This window comes from Kitasatospora sp. NPDC088391 (assembly GCF_044753345.1).
GTDB lineage: Bacteria > Actinomycetota > Actinomycetes > Streptomycetales > Streptomycetaceae > Kitasatospora.
Map to the genome: position 1 here is coordinate 296925 of NZ_JBIVNB010000009.1, position 18047 is coordinate 314971.

18 protein-coding genes are annotated in these 18047 nt (G+C 72.7%); 6 read left to right on the forward strand and 12 right to left on the reverse strand.

What is annotated here, in order from left to right; genetic code table 11:
• From ACIQBJ_RS26220 to ACIQBJ_RS26230, 3 genes are all read right to left on the reverse strand, one after another.
• Positions 1–957, reverse strand: coding sequence for a YgfZ/GcvT domain-containing protein (locus ACIQBJ_RS26220; RefSeq protein WP_400715236.1), 957 nt, complete (start codon positions 955–957; stop codon positions 1–3).
• Positions 958–967: 10 nt separating this feature from the next.
• The gene (locus tag ACIQBJ_RS26225; RefSeq protein ID WP_400715238.1) at positions 968–1414 is read right to left on the reverse strand and encodes a Fur family transcriptional regulator; all 447 of its coding nucleotides are present in this window, start codon (positions 1412–1414) and stop codon (positions 968–970) included.
• 85 nt (positions 1415–1499) lie between these two features.
• Positions 1500–2102 (reverse strand): FABP family protein, encoded by a 603-nt coding sequence (locus tag ACIQBJ_RS26230; protein ID WP_400715240.1) that lies wholly within the window; start codon positions 2100–2102, stop codon positions 1500–1502.
• Between the two features lie 242 nt (positions 2103–2344).
• On the opposite strand from ACIQBJ_RS26230, the gene ACIQBJ_RS26235 reads away from it, so the two are divergent.
• On the forward strand, positions 2345–2707 hold the full coding sequence (locus ACIQBJ_RS26235; RefSeq protein ID WP_400715242.1) for a DsrE family protein: 363 nt from the start codon (positions 2345–2347) through the stop codon (positions 2705–2707).
• Here ACIQBJ_RS26235 and ACIQBJ_RS26240 read toward each other — a convergent pair.
• From ACIQBJ_RS26240 to ACIQBJ_RS26260, 5 genes are all read right to left on the reverse strand, one after another.
• Complete coding sequence (locus ACIQBJ_RS26240; RefSeq protein ID WP_400715244.1) at positions 2701–2961, reverse strand: DUF3099 domain-containing protein; 261 nt, start codon at positions 2959–2961, stop codon at positions 2701–2703. The genes ACIQBJ_RS26235 and ACIQBJ_RS26240 overlap by 7 nt on opposite strands.
• A gap of 74 nt (positions 2962–3035) precedes the next feature.
• Positions 3036–3326 carry a DUF1416 domain-containing protein gene (locus ACIQBJ_RS26245; protein WP_030458165.1) on the reverse strand — a complete coding sequence of 97 codons (291 nt, stop codon included), beginning with the start codon at positions 3324–3326 and terminating at the stop codon, positions 3036–3038.
• A 39-nt stretch (positions 3327–3365) separates the two neighbouring features.
• Positions 3366–4199, reverse strand: coding sequence for a sulfurtransferase (locus tag ACIQBJ_RS26250; protein ID WP_400715247.1), 834 nt, complete (start codon positions 4197–4199; stop codon positions 3366–3368).
• A gap of 529 nt (positions 4200–4728) precedes the next feature.
• A complete protein-coding gene (locus ACIQBJ_RS26255) occupies positions 4729–5400 on the reverse strand; it encodes a DUF2993 domain-containing protein (protein WP_400715249.1) in 672 nt (223 codons plus the stop codon).
• A 107-nt stretch (positions 5401–5507) separates the two neighbouring features.
• Positions 5508–5753 (reverse strand): MoaD/ThiS family protein, encoded by a 246-nt coding sequence (locus tag ACIQBJ_RS26260; RefSeq protein WP_400715326.1) that lies wholly within the window; start codon positions 5751–5753, stop codon positions 5508–5510.
• A 677-nt stretch (positions 5754–6430) separates the two neighbouring features.
• On the opposite strand from ACIQBJ_RS26260, the gene ACIQBJ_RS26265 reads away from it, so the two are divergent.
• The 5 genes from ACIQBJ_RS26265 to ACIQBJ_RS26285 all read left to right on the forward strand — a co-directional run bounded on the left by ACIQBJ_RS26265 (position 6431) and on the right by ACIQBJ_RS26285 (position 11808).
• Positions 6431–7162, forward strand: a complete 732-nt coding sequence (locus tag ACIQBJ_RS26265) for a response regulator transcription factor (RefSeq protein ID WP_400715251.1) — start codon at positions 6431–6433, stop codon at positions 7160–7162.
• A 114-nt stretch (positions 7163–7276) separates the two neighbouring features.
• Entirely contained in the window at positions 7277–8317 is a 1041-nt protein-coding gene (locus tag ACIQBJ_RS26270) for a LacI family DNA-binding transcriptional regulator (protein WP_400715253.1), read from the forward strand.
• A 101-nt stretch (positions 8318–8418) separates the two neighbouring features.
• The gene (locus tag ACIQBJ_RS26275; RefSeq protein WP_400715255.1) at positions 8419–9510 is read left to right on the forward strand and encodes a S1C family serine protease; all 1092 of its coding nucleotides are present in this window, start codon (positions 8419–8421) and stop codon (positions 9508–9510) included.
• Between the two features lie 73 nt (positions 9511–9583).
• Positions 9584–10357 (forward strand): response regulator transcription factor, encoded by a 774-nt coding sequence (locus ACIQBJ_RS26280; RefSeq protein ID WP_400715257.1) that lies wholly within the window; start codon positions 9584–9586, stop codon positions 10355–10357.
• Positions 10358–10416: 59 nt separating this feature from the next.
• The gene (locus ACIQBJ_RS26285) at positions 10417–11808 is read left to right on the forward strand and encodes an ATP-binding protein (protein WP_400715259.1); all 1392 of its coding nucleotides are present in this window, start codon (positions 10417–10419) and stop codon (positions 11806–11808) included.
• Positions 11809–11854: 46 nt separating this feature from the next.
• Here ACIQBJ_RS26285 and ACIQBJ_RS26290 read toward each other — a convergent pair whose 3' ends face one another.
• The 4 genes from ACIQBJ_RS26290 to ACIQBJ_RS26305 all read right to left on the reverse strand — a co-directional run bounded on the left by ACIQBJ_RS26290 (position 11855) and on the right by ACIQBJ_RS26305 (position 18046).
• A complete protein-coding gene (locus ACIQBJ_RS26290) occupies positions 11855–13663 on the reverse strand; it encodes a bifunctional metallophosphatase/5'-nucleotidase (RefSeq protein WP_400715261.1) in 1809 nt (602 codons plus the stop codon).
• A gap of 164 nt (positions 13664–13827) precedes the next feature.
• On the reverse strand, positions 13828–15174 hold the full coding sequence (locus ACIQBJ_RS26295) for an ATP-binding protein (RefSeq protein WP_400715263.1): 1347 nt from the start codon (positions 15172–15174) through the stop codon (positions 13828–13830).
• Between the two features lie 16 nt (positions 15175–15190).
• Positions 15191–16771 (reverse strand): SCO6880 family protein, encoded by a 1581-nt coding sequence (locus ACIQBJ_RS26300; RefSeq protein ID WP_400715265.1) that lies wholly within the window; start codon positions 16769–16771, stop codon positions 15191–15193.
• Positions 16772–16777: 6 nt separating this feature from the next.
• Entirely contained in the window at positions 16778–18046 is a 1269-nt protein-coding gene (locus tag ACIQBJ_RS26305) for a hypothetical protein (protein WP_400715267.1), read from the reverse strand.
• Position 18047 lies beyond the last annotated feature (1 nt).

Genomic DNA, 18047 nt, shown 5'->3' on the forward strand with positions numbered 1-18047 from the left:
TCAGGCCGGGACGATCACGTCCTGTCCGGCGGGCACGCCGTCGGCCAGCAGCACCGCGTCGACCGGGGTGTTGCGCTTCACCAGGGCGAGCGCGATCGGGCCCAGTTCGTGGTGCCGGGCGGCGGAGGTGACGAAGCCGACCGGGCGCTCCTGGCCCTCGACCCGGACCTCGGCGCCGTGCGCGGGCAGCTTCTCCTCGGTGCCGTCCAGGTGCAGGAAGACCAGCCGGCGCGGCGGGCGGCCCAGGTTGTGCACCCGGGCGACCGTTTCCTGGCCCCGGTAGCAGCCCTTCTGCAGGTGCACCGCGCTGCCCAGCCAGTCCACCTCGTGCGGGATGGTGCGGTGGTCGGTCTCGAAGCCGAGCCGCGGCCGGTGCCCCTCGATCCGCAGCGCCTCGTAGGCCAGGACGCCCGCGGGCAGGCCGAAGTCGGCCACCGCGTCGGCGAGTTCGGCGCGCGGCAGGAACAGGTCGCGGCCCCAGGGGAGTTCGCGGACCGCGGCGGCCCGGTCGGCCCCGGCGGTGGAGCCGGCCGGCAGGAAGACCACGGCGTACTGCCCGGTGGCGTCGGCGACCTCGACCCGGTTCCAGAACTTCATCGACTCCAGGTACTTCACCAGCGCGGGCGCGGTGCCCGGCTCGACGTGCGCCCAGGTGGTGGTGCCGTCGTCGACCAGGTACAGCGCGTGCTCCACGTGGCCGTTCGCGGACAGCACCAGCGCCTCGGTGGCCCGCTGCGGCGGCAGTTCGCTGACGTGCTGGGTGAGCAGCAGGTGCAGCCAGCTCAGCCGGTCCGGGCCGGTCACCGTGACCACGCCGCGGTGCGAGAGGTCGGTGTACCCCCGCCCGCCGGCCAGCGCCCGCTGTTCGCGGAACAGGTCGCCGTAGTGCGCGGCGACCCCCTCGTCGGGACCTTCGGCGGCGACGGCACCGGGCAGCGCAAGCAGCGGGCTCTTCATACCGGCAAGCTTACGACCGCCCGTCGGCCAGCTTCGCGGTGCAGTCGGCGCAGCGGCCGAAGATGGCGAAGTGCTTGAGGTCGGTGTCGAAGCCGTGCTGGGCGCGCAGGCTCTCGATCAGCGGGGCGGCGATCGCGGTGTCGGTCTCGGTGACCCGGTCGCAGTCCCGGCAGACCAGGTGCAGGTGGGTGTGCCGGCCCGCCAGGTGGTAGGTCGGGGCGCCGTGCCCGAGGTGGGCGTGCGAGACCAGGCCGAGCTCCTCCAGCAGCTCCAGCGTCCGGTAGACGGTGGAGATGTTGACGCCGCTGGCGGTCTTCCGGACCTGGCCGAGGATCTCGTCCGGGGTCGCGTGGTCGAGCACGTCGACGGCCTCCAGCACCAGCTGGCGCTGCGGGGTCAGCCGGTAGCCGCGCTCGCGGAGGTCGGCCTTCCAGTCGGTGGTCTCGCTGTTCGCCACGTGTGTCCCTGCCCGGTGAGAGGTCGTGCCGACAAGTGTAGGGACCGACCGCCCGGCCGGCCCCTACCCCGTGCGTTCCCGCGGCTCAGCGGAAGAACGCGATCCCGTCGTCCGGCAGGTCGTTGATGTCGCTGATCAGCTGCGCCGGGTTGAGCACCTTCTTGAGCTGCGCGGACATGTACGGCCGCAGCGGCACCTCGGGGGCGGCCTTCTCGCCGACCCAGAGCAGCTCGTCCTTGACCAGGCCGTACAGGCGCTTGCCGCCGGTGTAGGGGGCCGCGCCCTCGATCCGGGCGACCGCGTCGGTGGCCAGGTCGATCTGCGGCTTGCCGTCGTGCAGCTTGCCGTACCAGATCTCCACGGTGCCGTCGTCGCGGACCGAGGAGACCTCGATCTCGCGCTCGCCGCCGGCGCCGTGCTGGTTGCTGGTGACGCGCCAGAAGGCGTGCTCGGTCTCCAGTGGCCGGACCTTCTCGCCCTGCTCGTCGAGCACCCAGGTGCGCGAGCGGAACTCGAGGAAGGGGCGGCCGTCGTGCCGGAAGACCAGCTCCTGGCCGAAGTTGCACTTCTCCGAGCCGGGGCCCTCTTGTCCGGGAAGGGGGGCGTGGACGCCCGCGCCCTCCCAGGTGCCGAGGAGGAAGGCGAGCGGGACGACGTCGCGGTGGAGGTCGGAAGGAATCTCGATCATGGTCCTGGCTGGTGTCGTCGGACGGTTACCGGATCAACCGTACGGCAGTTCTCAGCGCTGGCCCTGGTAGAGCTTCATGACGGAGAAGACGGCGAACCAGGTGATCAGCACGGCCATCAGAGCCAGCAGGCTGTCGAAGAAGATCTCAAGACCGGACACGGTGCTCTCCCAGGGGCGGGTTCGACGGGCTGTGGTACGGCGCGAGTCTATCGGGCGCCCCGCGCGCCCGTAGTCTCTGGGGCATGTCGAAGAAGCTGGTCATCAAGGTCACCGCCGGGGCGGACGCGCCGGAACGCTGCTCGCAGGCCTTCACGGTCGCCTCGGTCGCGGTCGCCAGCGGGGTCGAGGTCTCGCTCTGGCTGACCGGGGAGTCCGCCTGGTTCGCGCTGCCGGGGCGGGCCGACGGGTTCGAGCTGCCGCACTCCGCGCCGCTGCCGGACCTGCTGGCGGCGGTCCTGGCGGCCGGCAGCGTCACGCTGTGCACCCAGTGCGCGGCGCGCCGGGACATCGCGCAGGCCGACGTGATCGAGGGCGTGCGGATCGCCGGGGCGCAGGTGTTCCTGTCCGAGGTGATGGCGGACGGCGCCAAGGCGCTCGTCTACTGATCGGGGTGGTCCCGGTCGTGGCCGGGCCGTTCCCAGTCCGGGTCGTCCCAGCGCGGGTCGTTCCACCAGTCGTCGTCGCGGTCCCGCTTGTTGGCGAGGACGGCGGCGATCGGCGGGATCACCATGGCGACCGCGCACATGGCGATGGCCGCGCCGACCGACCAGAACCGCACCACGCCCCAGGCCAGGACGAACAGCGCCAGGCAGACGCCCATCATCACGAAGTAGCGCACATGCCGCCGGTGTGCCCGCACCCTTCCAGGGTACGGCGAGGGGCCCGGACGTCAGAAGACGTCCGGGCCCCTCGTCACGCTGCTCGTCGCGGTCCTCAGACCGCGATCGCGACCTCGGTGAACTCGCCCTGGGCGGCGACCACCTGGCGGTCCACGGTGGCGCCGGGCACCAGGGCCCGCAGCGTCCACTTGCCCGGGCGGGCGAAGAACCGGAACTGCCCGGTCGCCGAGGTCGGGACCTCGGCGGTGAACTCGCCGTTCTCGTCGAGGAGCCGCACGTAGCCGTTGACCGGCTCGTCGTTGCGGGTCACCGAACCCTGGATGATCGTCTCGTTCGCCACGTCAACTCCTGCCAGGTCCGGGCCGCCGGCCTTCGCACCGCACATGTCTGTCTCCTTCTTCCTTGCTGTCGTGCGAGCCGGGGCTCAGTTGCCGAGCTCGATCGGCACGCCGACCAGGCTGCCGTACTCGGTCCACGAACCGTCGTAGTTCTTGACGTTCTCCTGGCCCAGCAGCTCGTGCAGCACGAACCAGGTGAGCGCGGAGCGCTCGCCGATCCGGCAGTAGGCGATGGTGTCGGTCGCCAGGTCGACGCCCTCGGCCTCGTAGAGCGCCTTGAGCTCGTCGTCGCTCTTGAAGGTGCCGTCGTCGTTGGCGTTCTTCGCCCACGGGATGTTCTTCGCGGACGGGACGTGGCCCGGGCGCTGCGACTGCTCCTGCGGGAGGTGGGCCGGGGCGAGCAGCTTGCCGGAGAACTCGTCGGGCGAGCGGACGTCGACCAGGTTCAGGGTGCCGATCGCGTTGACCACGTCGTCGCGGAAGGCACGGATCGAGGAGTCGGCGGCCTGCGCGGTGTACTGGGTGGCGGCCCGCTCGGGCTGCTCGACGACCAGCTCGCGGGAGTCGAGCTCCCACTTCTTGCGGCCGCCGTCCAGCAGGCGGACGTCGCCGTGGCCGTACAGCTTGAAGTACCAGTAGGCGTAGGACGCGAACCAGTTGTTGTTGCCGCCGTAGAGCACCACGGTGTCGTCGTTGGCGATGCCCTTGGCGGAGAGCAGCGCCTCGAAGCCGGCCTGGTCGATGAAGTCGCGGCGGACCGGGTCCTGGAGGTCCTTCTTCCAGTCGATCCGGACCGCGTTGCGGATGTGGTTCTTGTCGTAGGCGGCGGTGTCTTCGTCGACCTCGACGATGACGACCTTCGGGTCGTCCAGGCGGGCCTGGACCCAGTCGGCGTCGACCAGGACGTCGCTGCGGCTCATGGTGGTGTCTCCATCCGGGGGCGGTTGGCGGAAGGCTGCGGGGAGGGCGCCCGGACCGTGCGTCCGCACACCTGTCCGCATGCTGGGACGGGCGTGGGTGCGGCGGTGGCCGGGGTGGAACGGGAGGAGTGGGTCCGCCGCTGTCGGCGCGCCGGGGCGATCGATCGCCGCCGGTTCATGGGCGCCGGAGCGGGGGGACGGGCCGGGACCGCGGTCAGGGCCGTCCGGTCAGCGCATTCGACACAGGCAGCTCGACACGCGGCAGTGGTCTACCGCCCGCCGCTTCGTGAGGTCCGCCTGTCGCTTCATGACGACGATGCTAGGGAACCGGTGGGGGCGCTGTCATCATCGTGTCGAATAGTGAGACTAGATCACTCGAATACTGGGATTTACCGGTTTTCGCCCTCATGCCGAACAGCCCGCTCCCCGGGCGGGGAACGGGCGAACGGGCCTTCCGGGGCATTCCGGTGATCGCGCTGGACAGCGCGTCTCGCCCAGCGGACGGGGCGGTGGCGGGTCGGCGGCGGGGTCAGTGCCCCAGCGCGGTGCCGGGGGCGAGGGTGAAGCGGAGCCGGACGCCGCCCTGCTCCGGGGCCGCCTCGGCCAGCGCGAGGCCGTTCGGCAGGCCGGTCAGCCGGAACCGCTGGGGCTTCAGCCGGTCGGCCGCCAGGCCGTTCAACTTCGAGGCCATGCCGGTCAGTTGGAGGCCGTCCACGACCACCTCGTTGCCCTCGCTGTGCAGCGTGCCCTCGATCGAGCCGCCCGGCACCGCGGCCTTCACCTTGCCCGGGCCGGCGTACTCCAGGCCGATCAGGCCGCCGCCGACCAGGAACTTCGAGACGTCCTTGTAGTCGACCACCCCCTGGCCGTCGCCGCGCCCGACCGTCACGCCGCGGTAGGAGTCGGTGAACTTCACGTCCGACAGGTCGGCGCGGAAGGCGTGCACCGTCACCCGCTCCTTGCCGTCCGTCACGGTCATCCCGTCCGAGGTGAGCGTGACCTTGTCCAGCTCGCCCGCGACCGCCGAGGTCAGGAACGGGAAGTCGGCGATGTCCACGTCCGGCTTGGTGGCGAGCCAGCCGGAGGAGACCACCGCGTCCGCGGCCTGGTCCTCCGCGACGCCGACCGCCACCCGGTCGGCGCCGACCAGCAGGCCGCCCACCACGCCGAGGCCGATCAGCAGCTTCACCGCGCCATGCATCGCAACTCCCCCTGGAACGCTCGGTCCGCAACCCCCCGCCGCCGGACGGCCCTTCGGACATAGGACGATCGCACGTATGCCCCGGTTCCTGGGACCGGAACCGGCGATCAGCCGCCGGCGAACGGCGGCAGCACCTCCACCGAGCCGCCCGCGGACAGCGGCACCCCGCCGTGCGGGCGGGTGCCCACCGGGTCGCCGTCCACCAGGAACGAGCACACCTCCAGCAGGCGCAGCAGCTCCGGCCGGCCCGCGTGCGCGGCGCGCACCGCCGCCAGCGCCTCGGCCAGCGTGGCGGCCAGGTACGGGTCCTCGGCCCGGCCGGCCGCGGCCTTCGCGGCGGCCCAGTAGCGGATCGTCCCGCTCACCCGGGCGGGTGAACCGGGGACGGTGCGGGCATCGGTGGCCGTGCTCACGGCAACCCCTCTCGACGGTCCTCGCCCGGTGCGGCGGCCGACCCGGTGGCCGGCCCGGCCCACCCGGGCCGGGAAGGCCGGGTGTACACGCGCAGCACGTACGGTGCGGCCGGTGCGGCCCCCATCATCGCCCGCGCCCCCCGCCCCGGGGCAAGCGAATCGCAGGCCGCGGCCCGTCCGGCGGGGTGGCGCACCTCACGCCCCGGAGCGGCCCCGATCGGCGCGCGCCCCGCTCGCGCCTCTCCCCAGGCCGGGGGCCGTCGGCTATCCTCGGTGACTGTGAGGGACCCGGGCAGAGTCGCCCCCGGGTCCTTTTGTGCTTTCAGGACGCCAGTACGGACGTTCTTGCGAGCGGCGCCCCACCCGCGCCGACCGCCGGAACGCCCCCGCCGCCGGCCGCACGACGAGGTGCGGTCCCGGAGCGGGACAGACCGGAGGGTACGCCGATGGGCGAGGCACCAGCGGGACGCCTGGGGTTGCGGGACCCCGGACGAGCCACCGCCGCCCCGTCCGCCGTCGCCTCCACCGGAGCTGTCGGCGTTCCCCACCCCCGTTCCGCGGCCGCCGTCCCCTCGGCGGCCGCGACCGCGACAACCCGGAAAGGGGACTAACCGGGTATGAGTTCTCTGCTCCTGCTGACCAACGCCCTGCAACCCTCCGCAGAGGTACTGCCCGCCCTCGGGCTGCTCCTGCACAGCGTCCGGGTGGCCCCCGCCGAGGGGTCCGCCCTGGTCGACACCCCCAGCGCCGACGTGATCCTGGTCGACGGCCGCCGCGACCTGCCGCAGATCCGCAGCCTGTGCCAACTGCTGCGCTCCACCGGCATCGGCAGCCCGCTGATCCTGGTGGTCACCGAGGGCGGCCTGGCCGCCGTCACCGCCGAGTGGGGCATCGACGACGTGCTGCTCGACACCGCCGGGCCGGCCGAGGTCGAGGCCCGGCTGCGGCTGGCCCTGGGCCGGCTGAACGCCGGTGTCGACGACTCGCCGATGGAGATCCGCAACGGCGACCTCACGGTCGACGAGGCCACCTACTCCGCCAAGCTCAAGGGCCGCGTCCTCGACCTCACCTTCAAGGAGTTCGAGCTGCTCAAGTACCTGGCCCAGCACCCCGGGCGGGTCTTCACCCGGGCCCAGCTGCTCCAGGAGGTGTGGGGCTACGACTACTTCGGCGGCACCCGCACCGTGGACGTCCACGTCCGCCGGCTGCGGGCCAAACTCGGCGTCGAGAACGAGCAGTTGATCGGCACCGTGCGCAACGTCGGCTACCGCTTCGTGGTGCCCGAGCGGCCCGAGAAGGGCGGCGAGCGGGCCGAGCCGAACCGGGCCGGCGCGGCCCGCGAGCGCTGACGCGCGGCCGGGCGGGGACTCTCGCCCGGCTTTGCCCGGATCGGTCCCGAAACCGCCGTCCCACCAGGTGTCACCCGGCCCCGGGGCGGCGAACGACCCGCGTAGACTCGCCCCGTGGCCAAGGTGACGCGCGACGATGTAGCCCGACTGGCTGGGACCTCGACCGCGGTCGTCAGCTATGTGATCAACAACGGTCCCCGGCCGGTCGCCCCGGCCACCCGGGAGAAGGTGCTCGCCGCGATCGAGCAGCTGGGGTACCGCCCCAACTCGGTCGCCCAGGCGATGGCCTCCCGGCGCACCAACCTGATCGGCATGGTCGTCCCCGACGCCCGGCAGCCGTTCTTCGCGGAGATGGCGCACGCCGTGGAACGGGCCGCCTCCGAGCGCGGCAAGCTGGTGCTGATCGGCAACTCCGACTACGTGGACGACCGCGAGGTGCACTACGTCCGCGCCTTCCTCGGCATGCGGGTGTCCGGCCTGATCCTGGTCAGCCAGGGCCCCTCGCAGCGGGCCGCCGAGGAGTTCGCCGCCATGGAGGGCGCCAAGGTGGTGCTGCTGCACCGTCGCCCCGAGGCGATCGACGACGTGGCCGTGGTCACCGACGACGTCGGCGGCTCCGAACTGGTGGTCCGCCACCTGCTGGAGGAGCACGGCCACCCGTACGTGGCCTGCTTCGGCGGCCCGGTCGAGTCCCCCGCGCCCGGCGACCCCGTGATCGACCACGTGGCCGGCTGGGAGCTGGCGATGACCGCGCACGGCCTGCCCACCGAGCCGTACCTGGTCGACGCGCCGTTCCACCGCTACGGCGCCTACCAGGTCGCGCTGGAGCTGCTCGGCTCGGACCGGCGCCCGCCCGCGATCTTCTGCTCCACCGACGACCAGGCGATCGGCGTGCTGCGGGCCGCCACCGAACTCGGCCTGCGGGTCCCCGAGGACCTCGCGGTGGCCGGCTTCGACGACATCCCGGAGGCCGCGTTCGCCTCCCCGCCGCTGACCACCGTCGCCTCCGACCGGGACGCGATGGCCCGGGCCGCCGTCGACCTGGTCCTCGACGACTCGCTGATGGTGCCCGGCAGCGACACCGAGCGGGTCCGCAAGTTCCCGTCGCGCCTGGTCGTGCGGCGTTCCTGCGGCTGCGGTGGCCCGGCGGCCTGATCTCCGGCCTGACCAGGCTTTATGAGAACCTGACGCGCTTCTCGGGGAACCTGTACCGGCCTCTCATCCGCTCTTCATGAAACGCGCGGAACGTGGTCGTCATGAGCGACTGGCACCGCAGCACCCACGAGCCCCACCCCCAGGACGGCGGCGCGGACCGGAACCCGCCGCAGCCGCCCGCGACCACCGACCCGTACGCCGGGTACCCGGCCCCGCCGGCCCCGCCCGCTCCGCCCGCTCTGCCCGCCCACCCCGCCTTCGCCGGCGCACTGCCGCCCGCGTCCGTGCCCGGGCACCGGGCCCGGCGCGGCCTGCTGAAGGGGCGGCTCGCCCTGGTCACCGCCGTCGCCGCGGTCGCCGCGCTGCTCGGCGGCGTCACCGGCGGCGTGCTCGCCGCCGACCGCGACGGCTCCGGCAGCGCGGCCGCCACCCTGGTCCGGCCGGTGTCCGCCAACGCGGACGGCTCCGCGAACGTCTCGGCGATCGCCGCCGCGGTCTCCCCCGCCGTCGTCCAGATCACCGTGCAGACCGGCAGCGGCACCGCCACCGGCACCGGCGTGGTGCTCACCTCCGACGGCCGCATCCTCACCAACTACCACGTCATCGCGGGCGCGGTGCAGGGCGGCCGGGCCACCGTCACCTTCCAGGACGGGAAGACCGCGACCGCCACCGTCACCGGCACCGACAAGTCCCTCGACACCGCCGTGATCACCGCCGCCGGCGTCAGCGGCCTCACCACCGCCGTCCTCGGCGACTCCGACAGCACCGCCGTCGGCGACCCGGTGGTCGCCATCGGCAACCCCGAGGGCCTGACCGGCACCGTCACCTCCGGCATCGTCTCGGCCAAGAACCGGCAGGTCTCGGTCCAGGTCGACGAGGGCACCACCCGCGGGAACGGCGGCTTCGGCCTACCGAACCTGCCCGGCCGGTCCGGCTCCTCCGCGAACTCCACCGCCGACACCGCCACCTACCAGGCCCTGCAGACCGACGCCGCGCTCAACCCCGGCAACTCCGGCGGCCCGCTGATCAACGCCGCCGGACAGGTGATCGGCCTGAACTCGGCGATGTACTCCGCCTCCGGCACCGGCTCCACCGGCAGCTCCGAGGCCGGCAGCGTCGGCCTCGGCTTCGCCATCCCGATCAACAGCGTCAAGCAGGTCCTGTCCCAGCTGCAGGCCGGCAAGAACCTCTGACCGACCGCCGTTCCCGCCCCACCCGGCGGACAATGGCCACGACCGCACCGGAATCAGAAAGGGCCCCGCGCCGATGACTCCCCCCGCCGACGACCGCACTCCCACCGAGGCCCCGGGCGGCGGCGCCCGCGTCCTCGTGGTCGACGACGAGCCCGCGCTGCGCGACGCGCTGGAATCCAGCCTCGCCTTCGAGGGCTACCAGGTCACCACCGCCACCGACGGCTACGAGGCACTCGCCGCCGTCGAACGCGACCACCCCGACCTGGTGCTGCTGGACATCATGATGCCCCGGATGGACGGCCTCACCGCCGTCCGCCGGATGCGCTCCCGGGGCGACGCCGTGCCGGTGCTGATGCTCACCGCGCGGGACGCCGTCGGCGACCGCGTCACCGGGCTCGACGTCGGCGCCGACGACTACCTCGCCAAGCCCTTCGAACTCGACGAGCTGCTCGCCCGGGTCCGGGCGCTGCTGCGCCGCAACGCGCTCGCCAACGAGGCCGCGGCGCGCACCGCCGCCGACGAGGAGGACGACGAGGTACTCGCCTTCGCCGACCTCCGGATGAACACCGCCACCCGCGAGGTCACCCGCGACGGCACCCCGATCGAACTCACCCGCACCGAGTTCATGCTGCTGGAGATGTTCCTCTCGCACCCCCGCCAGGTGCTGACCCGCGAACAGATCCTCAAGGCGGTCTGGGGCTTCGACTTCGAACCCTCCTCCAACTCCCTCGACGTCTACGTCATGTACCTCCGCCGCAAGACCGAGCAGCACGGCATGCCCCGCCTCATCCAGACCGTCCGCGGCGTCGGCTACGCCCTCCGCGCCGCCACCGGCGCAGCGGCGTGAAGCCCCTCGGCCGGCTCACGGGGTGGTTCCGCGGCAGATCGCTGCGGAGCAGGCTGGCCATGCTCACGGCCGCCGCGGTGGCGGTGGCGATCGCGGTGGTGGCGGCGGCCTGCTGGCTGATCGTCAGGGACTCGCTCTACAAGCAGGCGCGCCAGTCCCTGGCCTCGGCGGAGCCGCCCAACTCGCCGGCCCAGTCCCGGGTGACCTGCGCCACGTCGGTCGACGCTGCACTGGCCAAGGTGAAGGCGATCGTCGACGAGCGCCCGTTCCACCAGAACAAGTACGACAACCAGTTCGTCGGGGTCAACGGGACGGTCTGCTTCCCGATCGGCTCGACCAGGGCCATCGTGTCCGTCCCCGACGACCTGACCGCCGCGACCGGGAAGCGTCCGGTCTACCGCGACGGCAAGTACGCCGACGGCACCCCCGCCATGGTGCGGGTCTGGGGCGGGCCGATGACCTCCGGCGGTGAGGCGGTCGTCCTGCTCACGGCGGTCTCCGTCAAGGACGTCCAGGACTCGCTGAACTCCCTCGCCCTGCTGATGACCGGCGTCGCCGGGCTGGGCGTGATCGGGGCCGGTGTCACCGGGCGGCTGATCGCGCGGTCGGCGTTGAAGCCCGTCGACCAGCTGACCGACGCGGTGGAGCACATCGCGCGGACCGAGGAGGTCGGGACGACCATCCCCGTCAACGGGAAGGACGAGATCGCGCGGCTCTCCACCTCGTTCAACTCGATGTCGACGGCGCTCGCCAACTCCCGGGAGCGGCAGACCCGGCTGATCGCCGATGCCGGGCACGAGTTGCGGACGCCGTTGACCTCGTTGCGGACGAACGTGGACCTGTTGATCCGGTCGGACGCGCAGGGGCGGGCGCTGCCGGCGGAGACCCGGGCGCGGATGCTGGGGAACATGAAGGCGCAGATGCAGGAGCTGACGGTGCTGATCGGGGACCTGCTGCAGCTGTCGCGGCCGGACACCCCGAACCCGGAGGCGGTGCGCACCGTGGTGGCGTTCCACGACACGGTGGGGCGGGCGTTGGAGCGGGGGCGGCTGCGCGGGCCGTCGCTGGTGTTCGACACCGAGGTGAACCCGTGGTTCGTGCACGGGGACCCGGCGGCGCTGGAGCGGGCGGTGATCAACCTGCTGGACAACGCGGTGAAGTACTCGCCGCCGGGCGGGACGATCGACGTCCGGCTGCGGGCGGGGCGGCTGACGGTGCGCGACCGGGGGCCGGGGATTCCGGCGGAGGAGTTGCCGCTGGTCTTCGAGCGGTTCTGGCGTTCGCCGTCCTCGCGTCAACTCCCGGGCTCGGGGCTGGGGTTGTCGATCGTGGCGCAGACCGTGCGGGACGCCGGCGGGCAGGTGGCGCTGGGTCCGGCGGGTGACGGCGGGGCGGGGACGCAGGCGGTGATGGTGCTGCCCGGGCAGCCGGAGCGGCCGGAGGAGCGGTGAGGGCGGGGCGCCCGCAGGCGCCCCGCCCCCCGGTACCGGCGGTGGATCAGCCGTTGTCCTGGCCGACGCCGATGACCTTGATGCGGGTCGTGGCGGGGGCCGCGAGCGGGGTGCCGGCGCTGGAGTGGCCGGTCAGGTAGGAGTTGAAGAGGTCCAGGTCGGAGGCGCCGACGAGCTTGTCGGTGCCGGCCGCGAAGGCGGGGAAGCCGTCGCCGCCGCCGGCCAGGAACTCGTTGGCGGCGACCCGGTACTTGGCGTTCGGGTCGACCGGGGCGCCGTTCAGGCGGATCGAGTCGACCAGGACCCGGGCCGCGCCGGCCTTGTTCAGGTCGAGGGTGTAGGCCAGGTTGGCGGAGGGCTGCAGGATCTTCGGGGCGGCGTCGTTGGAGCCGGAGACCTGCTGCTGCAGGAGCTGGACCAGCTGGGCGCCGGTCAGGGTCTTGACCTGCATCATGTTGGTGAACGGCTGGACCGCGAAGGCCTCGCCGTAGGTCACCACGCCGTCGCCCTCGCTGCCGGTCGACTTGTAGACCAGGTCGGCGCGGATGCCGCCCGGGTTCATGAAGGCGACCTGGGCGCCGCCCTTGTCGGCGGCCGACAGGCCGGCCAGCTGGGCGTCGGCGATGACGTCGCCGAGCGGCTTCTCCAGGGCGGAGCTGCCGCGGCCGTTGATGTCCGCGGAGATCCAGCCGACCGGGCGGTTGGCGATCGGGGCGGCCAGCGCGCGGTAGTGGTCGATCAGCGCGGTCATGTCGGGGGCCTTGGCCACGTCGCGGCGGACCACGTGGTTGGCGGCGGTGACCGACGGGCGGACGATGCTGCCGGTGCGCTTGTCCAGCTTGAGGTCGATCTCGGTGTACAGGCGGCCGAAGGAGGCGGCGCTGGTGACCGAGCGGGGCACGCCGTTCGGGTCCGGGATCATGCAGGCGTACGCGGTGTGGGTGTGGCCGGTGACGATCGCGCCGACGGCCGGGTCGAGCCGCTTGGCGATGTCGACGATCGGGCCGGAGATGCCGGAGCCGCCCGCGCCGCAGTCGTAGTTGTAGATGTTGCTGGCGGGCAGGCCGCCCTCGTGGATCAGCGCGACCACGGAGTTGACGCCCTGGCGCTTCAGCTCGGCGGTGTACTTGTTGATGGTGGCGACCTCGTTGCCGAACTTGAGGCCCTGCACGCCCGCGGCGGTGACGATGTTCGGGGTGCCCTCCAGGGTCACGCCGATGAAGCCGACCTTGACGCCGTGGACGTTCTTCACCCAGTACGGCTTGAGGATCGGCCTGCCGGTCTTCTCGCTGGTGACGTTGGCCGCCAAGTACGGGAAGTCGGCGCCGTCGAACTCGCGGCCCTCCTCGTAGCAGCCGTCGACCGGGTGGCAGCCGCCGTTCTGCATGCGCTTGAGCTCGGCCGAGCCCTCGTCGAACTCGTGGTTGCCGACCGAGGTGACGTCCAGGCCGATCTTGTTGAGCGCCTCGATGGTGGGCTCGTCGTGGAACAGGCCGGACATCAGCGGGCTGGCGCCGACCAGGTCGCCGGCCGCGACGGTGATGCTGTTGCGGTGGCCCTCGCGGGCCTGGCGCAGCGCGGTGGCCAGGTACTCGACGCCGCCGGCGGGGGTGGCGACCGGCTTGCCGGTGGTGGCGTCGATCTCGTTGATGGTGCCGGAGGAGCCCGCCGGGGGCTCCAGGTTGCCGTGCAGGTCGTTGATGGCGAGGAGCTGCAGGTCCTCGTACTTGGGCTTGTCGTGGCCCCGGCCGTGGGCCTCGGCGGTGGCCGGGAGGGCCATCGTGCCGAACAGGGCGGCGGCCGCGGCGACCGCGAGGGCGGTCGTGCGGCGGCCGGTGGTTCCGGAAATGGGCATGGCTGTCCCCTGCACCGTCGGGGCCGCGACTGGGCGGCCTGGCGTTGTCTGGGGGAAGCCTAGGGTCAACGCGCGTAGCTGTCAGGAACCCGCGGGTAACGAGCTGGTATCCGACGGCTGACGAGCCGTCGGCCGGCCCGGTCCGCGACCGGGCCGGGCACCCGTCAGACCCGCGGCCGGTCCGCCAACTGCTGGTCCGCGCGGTCCCGTTCGGCCACCGCGTCCTCGGTCATCGCGCGGTCGGTGTACACCAGCGGCTTCTCGGCCTCGGTGATGATGTGCTTGACCACCTGCACGTTGCCGTTGACGTCCCAGACCGCGATGCCCGGCGACAGCGTCGGGATGATCTCCACCGCCCAGCGCGGCAGGCCCAGCACCCGGCCGGTGGCTCTCGCCTCGTCGGCCTTCTGCATGTAGATCGTCCGGGTCGAGGACATCTTCAGGATCGCCGACGCCTCCTTGGCCGCCGCACCGTCCACCACGTCCGACAGGTGGTGCACCACCGCCACGAAGGACAGGCCGAGCCGCCGCCCGAACTTCAGCAGCCGCTGGAACAGCTGCGCCACGAACGGGCTGTTGATGATGTGCCAGGCCTCCTCGACCAGGAAGATCCGCTTCACCCGGTCCGGCCGCAGCCAGGTGTGCTCCAGCCACACCCCGACGATCGCCATCAGGATCGGCATCGCGATCGAGTTCCGGTCGATGTGCGACAGGTCGAAGACGATCAGCGGCGCGTCCAGGTCGATGCCCGCCGTGGTCGGGCCGTCGAACATGCCGCGCAGGTCGCCGTCGACCAGCCGGTCCAGCACCAGGGCCACGTCCAGGCCCCAGGACTGCACCTCGCCGACCTCCACGCCCAGCGACTCCACCGCCGACAGGTCGGGGCTGCGCAGCGTGTCGATGATGTCGTTGAGCACCGGCTGACGGCCCGTCACCGTGCTCAGCACGTAGGCGTGCGCGGCCTTCAGCGCGAAGCCGGCCCGCTCCTCCAGGCCGCGCCCCATCGCCACCTCGATGATGGTGCGCAGCAGCGACAGCTGGCCGGTGGTGGTGATCGCCGGGTCCAGCGGGTTGAGCTTCACCCCGCCGTCCCGGGCCGCCATCGGGTCCAGCCGGATGGACTTTATCCCCAGCGCGTTCGCGATCAGGTTCCACTCGCCGACGCCGTCCTCGCCCTGCGCGTCCAGCACCACCACCTGGCGGTCGCGGAACCTCAACTGCCGCAGCACGTACGTCTTCTCCAGGGCGGACTTGCCGTTGCCGGACTCCCCCAGCACCAGCCAGTGCGGGGCCGGCAGCTGCTGGCCGTACAGCTGGAACGGGTCGTAGACGTAGCCCTTGCCGCTGTACACCTCGCGGCCGATGATCACCCCGGAGTCGCCCAGGCCGGGCGCCGCCGTCGGCAGGTACACCGCCTGCGCCTGGCCGCTGGAGGTGCGCACCGGCAGCCGGGTGGTCTCCACCCGGCCGAACAGGGTGCTGGTGAAGGATTCGGTGAGCCTGCTCAGCATCGACGGCCTCCGGGGGTCAGCGGCGGATGCCGGTGGCGAACGGCAGGGTGTTGGCGAACGCCCGGTGGTGCTCGCGGTCGCACCACTCCAGCTTCAGGTAGCTCTTGCCCGCGGAGGCGCGGATGGTCCGCTTGTCCCGGGCCAGCGCCTCCGGACTGCGCGAGGACACCGTCAGGTAGCCGACCAGGTTCACCCCGGCCGCGCCGGACGCCAGGTCGTCGCCGCGCTGGTCCACCCGGCCGGTGTGCGCCAGGTCGCGCGGGTCCACCGTGCGGTTCATCTTCGCCGCCCGGCTGGCCTCCGCCTCGTCGTTGGTCTTCTCGGTCAGCATCCGCTCGATCGCGACGTCGGTCGGCTCCAGGTCCATGGTGACCGCGACGGTCCGGATCACGTCCGGGGTGTGCACCAGCAGCGGGGCCAGGAAGTTCACCCCGACCGGCGTCAGCGGCCACTCCTTGATCCACGCGGTGGCGTGGCACCAGGGCTCCCGGGTCGCCGCCTCCCGGGTCTTCGCCTGCAGGTACTGCTGGTGGGTGGCGTCCAGCTCGGCCGGCCAGGCGTTGCGCCGGCTCATCGCCTGGATGTGGTCGATCGGGTGGTCCGGGTCGTACATCGAGTGGATCAGCGAGGCCAGCCGGGCCTGCCCGAGCGGCTGCCGGACCCGGATGTCCGCCTCCGCCAACCGGGCACAGATGTCGGTGAGTTCACGCGCCATCACGGTCGCCAGGCCGTCGTCGCTGCGGTCCGCCTTCTCGCCCCGCCCGCCCCGCCCGTACGCGGTGCGCCCCATCGCGTGCGCCTCGGAGGCGAGGTCGCGGGTGTAGTGCATGCACGCCACCAGGTACGCCCGGTGCTGCTCCGAGGAGGTCGACACCATCGACTGCAGCTCGTCGTAGCTGTCCTGCAGCCAGCGCGGCGCGTCGTGGCTGCCGCGCCGCTCCACGTCCTTGGCGTGCGCGTCCGGGTCGGCCGGCAGCGTCCGGGCCAGGATCTGCAGCCGGGTCACGAAGCCGTCGCCGTTGGCCACGTGCTTGAGCAGCGTGCCGAACCGGTCGACCAGCGCCTCCTGGTCCTCGGAGTCGCGCAGGCCCACGCCCGGGCCCTCGATCTCGATCGCCGCGGTCACCGTCCGCCGCTCCAGGTGCATCAGCACCGCGACCTCGTCCGGCCCGAACGGCGCCGACAGCCAGCGCAGCCGCCCCACCCCCGGCGGCGGGCCGACCTCCACCTCGCGCCCGTCCAGCCGCGTCCCGGCCTCGTGCACGTCCGGCTTCCAACTCCCCCGGCCGCTGCGCACGGTGCGCCGGTACGTCCGGTTGATCTCCACCCACTTGTAGAACGTCCGCCGCCGGTACGGCACGTACACCGCCATGATCGCCAGCAGCGGGAAACCCACCAGGCCCGCGATCCGCAGTGGCAGCAGGCTCGGGACCAGGCCCCACACCATGCCGAGGCCGGCGCCCGCGATGATCAGCACGATCTCGCCGGTCTCCCGGTTGCGCCCGATCGGCGCGTTCGGGCGCGCCTTCCCGATCAGGTAACTGCGGCGCTGATGGGCGTACGGGGCGCCGTACTGGCCGAACTGTTCGCTGCTCACTCCCGGTCACCCTCCCTTCGGGTTGTTGACCGGAGCCTGGACGGAGGTCTGCGGGGGCGGGCCGGCCGGACGGGCGGGGGCCGCCGGGCGGGACGCGTGCGCCGCGATCCCGGCGCCCGCCCCGCCGCCGCCCGCGCCCGGCGAGGCGGTCGCGGTCTGCGGGCCGCCGCCACCGCGCGAACCGTGCGTCGAGATGCCCTGCTTCACGAAGTTCGCCGGGCCGTTGATCATCGCGCTGCCCGCCGAGACCGCGCTCGACCGGGCCCGCCGCATCGCCATCAGCTCGTCGCCGAAGCCCGGCACGAACCGGTACACCGCCGCGCTCGCGAAGATCGACAGGAACAGGATCGCCAGCCCGCTCAGCACCCGGGCGAAGTCGTCGTCCGCGCCGGAGCCGGTCGCCACCGCGCCCGCCAGGCCCAGGATGATCACGATGATCGGCTTGGCCAGGTCGACCGCCAGCATCATCGCGGCCCACCGCCGCACGTGCTTCCACAGCTGCTTGTCCACCAGGCCCGCGTACACGGCCGTCCCCAGCAGCGCGCCCACGTACAGCATCGCCGCCCGGATCACCAGCTCGATCCAGAGCACCGCCGCGGCCAGCACCGCCACCAGCGACACCATGATCAGGATCAGCGGGCCGCCGCCCATGCTGCCCTTCTCCAGGGTGTCCGCGAACCCGCCCAGGTAGGTGGTGGTGTCGGACTTGGTGCCCGCCGCGATCGCGGCCGTCAGCCCGTCGGTGACCGTCACCACCGTGTACAGGATCAGCGGCGTGAACGCCGAGGCGATCACCGTCAGCCACAGGAAGCCGACCGCCTCCGCGAACGCCTGCCCCAGCGGGGCCCCGCGCACCGCCCGCTTCGTCACCGCCAGCAGCCACAGCACCAGCGTGACCACCGTCGACACCGCGAACACCACCGCGTACTGCTGCAGGAACGCCGCGTTCGTGAAGTCGACCTTCGTCGTCCCGTCGATCGCCCCCGACAACTGCCGCACCACCCAGGCCGCCGCCTGCGCGCACCCCTTCGCCAACGACCCCAGCGGGTCCGTCACGTTCGACACCGCCCCGTTCCCGGGAATCACCGTCGCCCCGGGCGGCGCGCACTGGCTGCCCGCCCCGGGCAGCGGCACGTTCTGCGCGGCGCAGGTGTTCTGCGGTGTCGGCGTGGGCTCGGCCCACACCCGCTGCGCGACCATCAGCGCGGCGAACTGCAGGCCGCTCAGCCCGGCGGCGAGCGCCCCGGCCCGGCGGAGGAAGCGGACTCTGGACACC

Bases quoted from the DNA above. Each gene is read 5' to 3' on its own strand.
- ACIQBJ_RS26220 (WP_400715236.1), bottom strand. From the start codon at position 957: ATGAAGAGCCCGCTGCTTGCGCTGCCCGGTGCCGTCGCCGCCGAAGGT.
- ACIQBJ_RS26235 (WP_400715242.1), top strand. From the start codon at position 2,345: ATGTCGAAGAAGCTGGTCATCAAGGTCACCGCCGGGGCGGACGCGCCG.
- ACIQBJ_RS26295 (WP_400715263.1), bottom strand. From the start codon at position 15,174: ATGCTGAGCAGGCTCACCGAATCCTTCACCAGCACCCTGTTCGGCCGG.
- ACIQBJ_RS26265 (WP_400715251.1), top strand. From the start codon at position 6,431: ATGAGTTCTCTGCTCCTGCTGACCAACGCCCTGCAACCCTCCGCAGAG.
- ACIQBJ_RS26250 (WP_400715247.1), bottom strand. From the start codon at position 4,199: ATGAGCCGCAGCGACGTCCTGGTCGACGCCGACTGGGTCCAGGCCCGC.
- ACIQBJ_RS26280 (WP_400715257.1), top strand. From the start codon at position 9,584: ATGACTCCCCCCGCCGACGACCGCACTCCCACCGAGGCCCCGGGCGGC.
- ACIQBJ_RS26275 (WP_400715255.1), top strand. From the start codon at position 8,419: ATGAGCGACTGGCACCGCAGCACCCACGAGCCCCACCCCCAGGACGGC.
- ACIQBJ_RS26290 (WP_400715261.1), bottom strand. From the start codon at position 13,663: ATGCCCATTTCCGGAACCACCGGCCGCCGCACGACCGCCCTCGCGGTC.
- ACIQBJ_RS26230 (WP_400715240.1), bottom strand. From the start codon at position 2,102: ATGATCGAGATTCCTTCCGACCTCCACCGCGACGTCGTCCCGCTCGCC.
- ACIQBJ_RS26245 (WP_030458165.1), bottom strand. From the start codon at position 3,326: ATGTGCGGTGCGAAGGCCGGCGGCCCGGACCTGGCAGGAGTTGACGTG.
- ACIQBJ_RS26255 (WP_400715249.1), bottom strand. From the start codon at position 5,400: ATGCATGGCGCGGTGAAGCTGCTGATCGGCCTCGGCGTGGTGGGCGGC.
- ACIQBJ_RS26285 (WP_400715259.1), top strand. From the start codon at position 10,417: ATGCTCACGGCCGCCGCGGTGGCGGTGGCGATCGCGGTGGTGGCGGCG.